Source organism: Pseudomonas sp. PS01298, from assembly GCF_029959745.1.
GTDB classification, from domain to species: Bacteria; Pseudomonadota; Gammaproteobacteria; order Pseudomonadales; family Pseudomonadaceae; genus Aquipseudomonas; species Aquipseudomonas aylmerensis.
In genome coordinates, this window is the sequence record NZ_JASCPP010000023.1 from 59,737 (window position 1) to 67,186 (window position 7,450).

A 7,450-nucleotide genomic window follows, 5' to 3' on the forward strand; every position below is an offset into this window, starting at 1 on the left:
AGCGTCGATGGGGGGCACGTAGGAACGGTTCGCCAGGTTGGCCCGGAGTGCGCGCGATTATTCCTCGTGTGGTTGTGCGAATTCGATCAGGCCGCTCTGTTACCGTCGTAGGCAGATTCTGTTCAGGCAACAGGCGGCGTGATCGGCGGGGTTATTGGGGGCTGGAGCGTCCCGTCATCTCCCGCGCCATTTCGGTGGCATAGCTGTCGGTCATGCCGGCGATAAAGTCGATCATGCGCAGGAACGAAGCGTGCAACGGCCACGCAGGGTTCGGCGCGTTGTTGCCCAGCAGGTCGAGAATGCGCCGGTTCTTGAAGGACGGGGTCCGCCCGCCATGCTGCTCCAGGGCTGCGCCGCAAAAGGCGTTCAGGAGGATCTCCAGAGTGGTGTAGGCACCAATCTCATGCAGGGTCTTGCGTTTGTCCTGGAAGATTTTCTTGCGCGCCATGTCCTTGGCATCCAGTACGCAGCGCTTGGCCGGGCCGTGCATGTGCTCGACCAGGTCGCCGGGCAAAGTCCCGGCCAACAGGGCGTCCTGCTGTTCGACGAAGGCCCGCGCCGCGGCATTGGTCAAATGCTCGATGGCCTTGCCGCGCAGAATCGCCAGCTTGCGCCGACGCGAGTCCTGGGAGCCCAGTTGCCGATAGGTCTGCGGCAGGTCGTCGCCCACCAGGTCGAGCAGCAGCGACTCGACCTCGGCGTATTCCAGCAACTCCATTTCCAGGCCGTCTTCCAGGTCGATCAAGGCGTAGCAGATGTCGTCCGCCGCTTCCATCAGGTAAACCAGCGGGTGACGCGCCCAGCGTTGTTCTTCGAGCTGCGGCAGGCCGAGCTTGTGGGCGATCTGTTCGAGGATCGGCAGTTCGCTCTGGTAGCAGCCGAACTTGTGCTTCTTGTAGCCCAGGGAGTCGGCGTGGCGGGCGGTCCAGGGGTATTTGAGGTAGGTGCCCAGGGTCGCGTAGGTCAGCCGCGTACCGCCATCGAACTGGTGGTATTCAAGCTGGGTGAGCACGCGAAAGCCTTGGGCGTTGCCCTCGAAATTAAGGAAGTCATTGCGCTCGGCGGTGCTCATGTCATCCAGCCAGCCGCGTCCGGCAGCTTGCTGGAACCAGTGGCGGATGGCGTCTTCGCCGGAATGCCCGAACGGCGGGTTGCCGATGTCATGGGCCAGGCAGGCCGATTGCACGACCATGCCCAGGTCGCTCGGATCACACCAGTCGGGCAGGGCGCTGCGCAGGGTTTCACCGACGCGCATGCCGAGGGAGCGACCCACGCAGCTGACTTCCAGGGAATGGGTCAGGCGCGTGTGGATGTGGTCGTTGCTGGACACCGGGTGAACCTGGGTCTTGCGGCCGAGGCGGCGAAACGCGCCGGAAAAAATAATTCGGTCGTGGTCTTTGTGAAACGGGCTGCGGCCCAATTCTTCCGGGCTGTGCAGGGGCTTTCCAAGACGTTCGCGGGTAAGCAGGGTGGGCCAATCCAAGGCGGGTACTCTCCGTACGGTGAATGTCCCTCCCAGCTTCCCGGTTCAGCGAGGCCTGGGCAAGCGAAAATCTACAACCCGGCTGCGTCGATATCGATTAACAGCAAGCGCTGACCGTTATCGAAGAATTGTCCGGCGGTGAGGCAATACTGGTTGGTGGTGGCGTCGCGGTAGGTCGAGGACAAGGTCAGGCGGCGTTCTTCCCAGCCTTCGGCCAGCAAGTGATAAAAATACGGGCGCCAGGACCAGTTATGGCCCAGGTAGCGGCTGTCGGCTTGCCAGGCGTCCTGGCGCCACTCGAAGTTCGGTGTCAGTTGGGTGCCATGGCGGTCGCACTGATAAAAACGCAACAGCCAGGGAAAGTCCGGCAATTGTGGCAGCTCGCCCAGCGGTGCCTGACCCTGGGCCCAGGCCTGCAGGATCTTCATCAGCTCGGCCAATTGCTGGCGCAGTTGCATGACGCGCCCGCGTTCCGCGAGTTTCTGTTGCACATACGCCGCGCGCAGGTGCGCAAAATGCGCCACGAAGGCGTCGGTGGCAAACCAGTCCAACTGCGCCTGCGCGAACAGGTAGCCCTGCACATAGCGCGAACCGCACTCCAGGGCGAAATTCAACTGGGCTTCGGTTTCCACGCCTTCGGCAATGATCCAGCAGCCGGTTTTTTCCGCCATCTGCGCCAATGCGCGCACCACTTCACTGCTCGGCCCACCCTTGGCAGCTTCCTGGAACAGACGCATGTCGAGCTTGAGAATATCCGGCTGCAACGCCAGCACCCGGTCGAGTTGGGAATAGCCGGCACCAAAGTCGTCGATGGCGATGCGCGCGCCCGCCTCGCGATAGCGCGCCACCACCTGGGCCAGGCGCTGGATATCGCCGCCCAGCTCAGTGATCTCGAACACGATGCGCCGTGGGTCGACGCCATGCAGGTGGATCTGCTTCAGGCTCGGCAGGGCCTGGCCCGGGCGCAGGCGATTGATCCAGCGCGGCGAGATGTTCAGGCTCAGGAACCAGTCTTCGGGGGCCTCATGCAAACGGCTCAGCGCATTGTCGCGAATCTGCCGGTCGAGGCGGCGCAAGCTCACGCCCGGCGTGCGCGGATCGGCGAACAGCGGGCCGACGGACTGCAAGCGCCCATCCGCCTGGCGCAGGCGGCCGAGGGCTTCGACGCCGGCGATACGGCCCGTGGCGGTGTCGATGAACGGTTGGAAGCAGGCGAGCGGTTGCCCGTCGATCACGGGGCCTCCTTAGATGCGTTGCCGAAAAAAAGGCCCGGCCCTCGAAAACGAGGACCGGGCCGTTTCTGTTAGCAAGAATGCAGCCAGCTGGCTCAGCTTTTGCGCGAACTGCCCTGCATGGCCAATTTGATCAGCGGGATCAGGCCGGCACCGAGGCGCACCAGGCGCGTCAGGCTGCTGATCCCGCCGCCCTTGGCGCCTTTGCCGGTAAAGAAGCCCATCAGCGTGACGGCGGCCACGCCCCACAGCGGCGCGTGCTTGATGCCCAACCCGCCCTGGAAGCTCTGGCCCATGTTGCGCACCTTGTTCAGAGGCACCATCAGTTGCTGGGACTCATGGCGGATCTCCTGGCGGTGCATCTCCATGCGCAGGCGAATCAACGCCTTGCGCATTTCCCGGCGCGAGGTTTGCTGGATTTCATTCGAGCTCATGGCAGCAGGCGCTCCCGATCATTGGCCAACTCTTCGAGGGTGGCGTGGAAGGGCGTGGACTCATCGAACACTGCCGCTTTCAAGCGCACCCCGCAGAAGGCGGCGGCCAGGCTGTAGAAGACGCACAGGCAGATGATCCCGGTGAGGCGGTAACCGGTATCCCACACGAGGATCATCACCAATGTCGACAGCCCCACCAGCAACAGCAGGGCAAACACCAGCGCCAGGCCGGCAAACAGCAGCAGGCTGACAGTGCGCGCCTTCTGCTCCTGCAATTCGATGCCAAACAGTTCGACATGGCTGTGCAGCAAGCCCAGCACGGCCGCGCCCAGACGTCGAGAGGTTGTGCCCGTGGACGAGCTGCTTTCGCCGATAGACATGATTTAGCGCCTTGTAGCCAGCAGACCGATCAAGAAGCCCACACCGGCAGCGATACCGACGGACTGCCATGGGTTGGCCTGGACGTAATCCTCGGTGGCCGTGACCGCCGCCTGGCCGCGTTCGCGCAGGGACTCTTCGGTCAGTTGCAGGGTTTCACGGGCCTTGAGCAGGCTCTCGTGGATCTTGCTGCGCAGCTCATCGGCCTGGTCGCCGGCCAGGACCTTGGTGTCGTCCAGCAACCGTTCGGTGTCACTGACCAGGGTTTGGAAATCCGCCATCAGTATTTCTTGAGCAGTCTTTGCAGTTCTTCTGGCCATGGTTATCTCCGTGATTGGCTGATCGGTACGTGTGTTTTCGAGTCACCGGCATCGGTGAAGGTTCAGTTCAATTGTGTGGTACAGCTTTTGCTTTGCCTTGGTGCGCACGCCCCGGGGCCTGCGCTGAATCTGGGCGGCCTGAGGCCAATGCCTTGAAAAACCTTACCCTAAATCACTCAAACCCGCGGAAAAACCCTGTCGGCAACGGCCTGTTGTGTTAATCGCTGCGCTAAAGCGGTTCATGCCCTCTGAAGAGGGGTGGGACCGGTGGTGCCAATTTAGTGCGCGAAACGCTGGCTTGAACCGCTTTGGTGCTTTTTGCCTTTAATGCAGGCCTGCCCACCCCCATGGAAAATTTGCAAAGCGCGGTGGATACCCTTGTCCACAGTTCCAACACCCTGTTCATCCTGATCGGTGCGGTCATGGTCCTGGCCATGCACGCCGGCTTCGCGTTCCTGGAAGTCGGCACCGTGCGCCAGAAGAACCAGGTCAACGCCTTGTCGAAGATCCTCAGCGACTTCGCCATCTCGACCCTGGCCTATTTCTTTATAGGCTATTGGATCTCCTACGGTGTGAGCTTCATGCAACCGGCGGCGGTAATCAGTGCCGACCACGGCTATGGCCTGGTGAAGTTCTTCTTCCTGCTGACCTTCGCCGCGGCGATCCCGGCGATCATCTCCGGTGGCATCGCCGAACGCGCACGATTTGTTCCGCAACTGTGCGCCACCGCGCTGATCGTTGCGTTCATCTACCCGTTTTTCGAAGGCATGGTCTGGAACGGCAATTTCGGCTTGCAGGCCTGGCTGCTTGCGACCTTCGGCGCCAGCTTCCATGACTTCGCCGGGTCCGTAGTGGTACACGCCATGGGCGGCTGGCTGGCGCTGGCGGCGGTGCTGCTGCTGGGCCCGCGCAACGGCCGTTATCGTGACGGGCGGCTGGTTGCGTTTGCACCGTCGAGCATTCCGTTCCTGGCGTTGGGCTCCTGGATCCTGATCGTCGGCTGGTTCGGCTTCAACGTGATGAGCGCGCAAACCCTCAATGGCGTCAGTGGCCTGGTGGCGGTCAACTCGCTGATGGCCATGGTCGGCGGCACCGTGGCCGCGCTGGTGATCGGTCGCAATGACCCAGGCTTCCTGCACAACGGCCCGCTGGCCGGCTTGGTGGCGATCTGTGCTGGCTCCGACCTGATGCACCCGGTGGGCGCGCTCGTCACCGGTGTCGTCGCCGGTGGCCTGTTTGTGTGGTGCTTCATTGCGGCCCAGGACCGCTGGAAGATCGATGACGTGTTGGGTGTGTGGCCGTTGCACGGCCTGTGCGGCGTGTGGGGCGGCATTGCCTGTGGCATCTTCGGCCAGACCGCACTGGGTGGGCTGGGCGGCGTGAGCCTGATCAGCCAGTTGATCGGCACCGCCCTCGGTGTTGTGGTCGCGCTGGGCGGCGGCCTGTTGGTGTACGGCGTGATCAAGCGCCTGCACGGGCTGCGCCTGAGCCAGGAAGAGGAGTATTACGGCGCCGACCTGTCGATCCACAAGATCGGCGCGGTCAGTCAGGATTGATCGGCGCCGCGTCGTCGCTGGGCGCCTGCGAGTAAAACCCGTGCAGCAGGCGATAGCGGTTGTGCCGGACCTCGTCGACCCGCGCCTGTACCTGTTGGTCGGGCAAGCCGAGCATCACCAGGGCGTGGGAGGCGAGCATCAGGCTCGACTCCAATAGCTCGGGCACCACCTCGCTGGCGCCCGCGGCTTTCAATTCGGCCAACTGGCTGTCATCGCGGGTGCGCACCAGGATCGGCACGTCGGGGTTGATCCGCCTTGCCTCTTTGAGCACCACCAGGGCCACATCGCTGTTGTCCACCGCAATCACCACCAGGCGTGCGCGCTCCAGGCCGACAGCGCTGAGCAGGGCGCCACGCCGACAGTCGCCATAGTGCACGCTGCTGTCTTCGGTGGCCGCTTCCTGTACGCGTTCCGGGTCGTCATCCAGGGCGATAAAGGCTTGCTGTTCGTGCCGCAGGAACCGCCCGATGGATTGCCCGACCCGGCCATAGCCACAGATCACTGCGTGCCCGCGCAATTGGGCGTTGAGGGCGGTGATCGCCTCCAGTTGCACTTGCTGGTTGGGCTTGCGGTGCAGGCGCAGCGCGACGGCCGGCGCGGCGCGCAACAGCAGCGGAGTGAGCAGCATCGAGCAGAACGTGGCGGCGAGCAGCAGGCCGTTGAATTCATCCGGGATCAACCGGCTCTGCTGCATCTGCGCCATCAATGCAAAACAGAACTCGCCGCCCTGGGCCAGGGCCAGGCCGCTGCGCCAGGCGGTCTCACCGTCACTGCCGCGCCATTTGACCAGGGCGGCGACCACGCACGCCTTGACCAGCATGAGTGTGAGGGTGAAACCGAGGATCAGCAGGCTATGGCTGACGAACAGTTGCAGGTCGATCAGCATGCCGATGCTGACAAAAAACAGCCCGAGTAAAATGTCGCGGAACGGGCGGATATCCGCTTCGATCTGATGGCGGTAATGGCTTTCGCCCAGCAGCATCCCGGCGAGGAACGCACCGAGGGCCGGAGACAGCCCCAACAGGTGCGTGAGCCAGGCGGTGAGCAGCACGATCACCAGCGCCAGCAGCACAAACAGCTCGGCCGAATGGGACGCGGCCACCTCACGAAACAGGCGCGGCAAGAGCCAGCGGCTGGCAAACAGCAGGCCGACGAACAGCACCACGGTCTTGCCCAGGGTCAGCGGCAGCGCCCAGTACCAGGCTTGCTCGCTGCTGCCGGCAAACACCGGCACCAGGGTCAGCAGCAACACCGCCACCACGTCCTGGAACAGCAGCACACCAATCGCGTTCTGGCCGTGGCTGCTGAAGATTTCCCCGAGGCTGGTCAGTTCCTTGCTGACGATAGCGGTGGACGACAACGCCAGCCCGGCACCGAGCAACAGCGCAATGCCCGGCGCCACCCCCAGGACCATCAACAAACCACCCAGCAGCGCCCCGCAGCCCAACACCTGCAAGCTGCCCAGGCCAAACACCACGCGGCGCAGGGCGAGCATCTTGGTCAGGGAAAACTCGAGGCCCAGGGAAAACAGCAGGAACACCACCCCCAATTCGGCGAGGTCGGGCAGCTCTTCGCTGTCGTTGACCCAATCCAGCGCAGTGGGCCCCACGGCCAGGCCCACACACAGGTAGCCCAGCACCGGCGGCAATTGCAGGCGGCGAAACAGCGCAATCACCACCAGGGATGAGGCCAGAATGATCAGCAGGTTGGCAAACACACGCATCTCCGTTGCAGGTGGCGGACAAAAAGCCGCGAGAATCGCTGAATCAGTTATAGGCCATGCTGACCTGGGTCAGGTGTTTCTGTGGCCGATTGGATTTCAAGTGGCAAGCGAGGGTTGTTGTGGCAGGCAGGGCCGGTTGTGGTGAGGGGGACTTATCGTGGCTGGCGAGTCTGTAGTGGAGGGCAGTCTTCCTGTGGTGAACGGGCTTCCTGTGGCGAGCGGGCTTGCCCCGCGTTGGGGCGCGCAGCGGCCCCGAAACGTATCGCCCCATTTGTGTCTGGATGAGCGTGGAGGCCTTACTGGGGCCGCTGCGCAGCCCCACGC

Annotated in this window: 7 protein-coding genes; 1 reads left to right on the top strand and 6 read right to left on the bottom strand. The window is 63.3% G+C overall.

The window, feature by feature from the left end; genetic code table 11:
* Positions 1–151: 151 nt before the first annotated feature.
* The 5 genes from QMX97_RS11375 to QMX97_RS11395 all read right to left on the bottom strand — a co-directional run bounded on the left by QMX97_RS11375 (position 152) and on the right by QMX97_RS11395 (position 3,847).
* A complete protein-coding gene (locus tag QMX97_RS11375) occupies positions 152–1,483 on the bottom strand; it encodes a deoxyguanosinetriphosphate triphosphohydrolase (RefSeq protein ID WP_065901669.1) in 1,332 nt (443 codons plus the stop codon).
* Between the two features lie 71 nt (positions 1,484–1,554).
* On the bottom strand, positions 1,555–2,718 hold the full coding sequence (locus QMX97_RS11380) for an EAL domain-containing protein (RefSeq protein ID WP_120447971.1): 1,164 nt from the start codon (positions 2,716–2,718) through the stop codon (positions 1,555–1,557).
* A 92-nt stretch (positions 2,719–2,810) separates the two neighbouring features.
* Positions 2,811–3,149 (bottom strand): hypothetical protein, encoded by a 339-nt coding sequence (locus QMX97_RS11385; protein WP_065901665.1) that lies wholly within the window; start codon positions 3,147–3,149, stop codon positions 2,811–2,813.
* Positions 3,146–3,529 (bottom strand): phage holin family protein, encoded by a 384-nt coding sequence (locus tag QMX97_RS11390; protein ID WP_065901663.1) that lies wholly within the window; start codon positions 3,527–3,529, stop codon positions 3,146–3,148. Before QMX97_RS11390 ends, QMX97_RS11385 begins: the two co-directional genes overlap by 4 nt.
* 3 nt (positions 3,530–3,532) lie before the next feature.
* On the bottom strand, positions 3,533–3,847 hold the full coding sequence (locus tag QMX97_RS11395; RefSeq protein WP_065901661.1) for a YqjD family protein: 315 nt from the start codon (positions 3,845–3,847) through the stop codon (positions 3,533–3,535).
* 347 nt (positions 3,848–4,194) lie between these two features.
* On the opposite strand from QMX97_RS11395, the gene QMX97_RS11400 reads away from it, so the two are divergent.
* Positions 4,195–5,403: an ammonium transporter gene (locus tag QMX97_RS11400; RefSeq protein WP_065901935.1), complete on the top strand. Its 1,209-nt coding sequence runs from the start codon at positions 4,195–4,197 to the stop codon at positions 5,401–5,403.
* Here QMX97_RS11400 and QMX97_RS11405 read toward each other — a convergent pair.
* Positions 5,390–7,126 carry a monovalent cation:proton antiporter-2 (CPA2) family protein gene (locus tag QMX97_RS11405; RefSeq protein ID WP_282396945.1) on the bottom strand — a complete coding sequence of 579 codons (1,737 nt, stop codon included), beginning with the start codon at positions 7,124–7,126 and terminating at the stop codon, positions 5,390–5,392. The two genes, QMX97_RS11400 and QMX97_RS11405, sit on opposite strands and share 14 nt — an antisense overlap.
* Positions 7,127–7,450 lie beyond the last annotated feature (324 nt).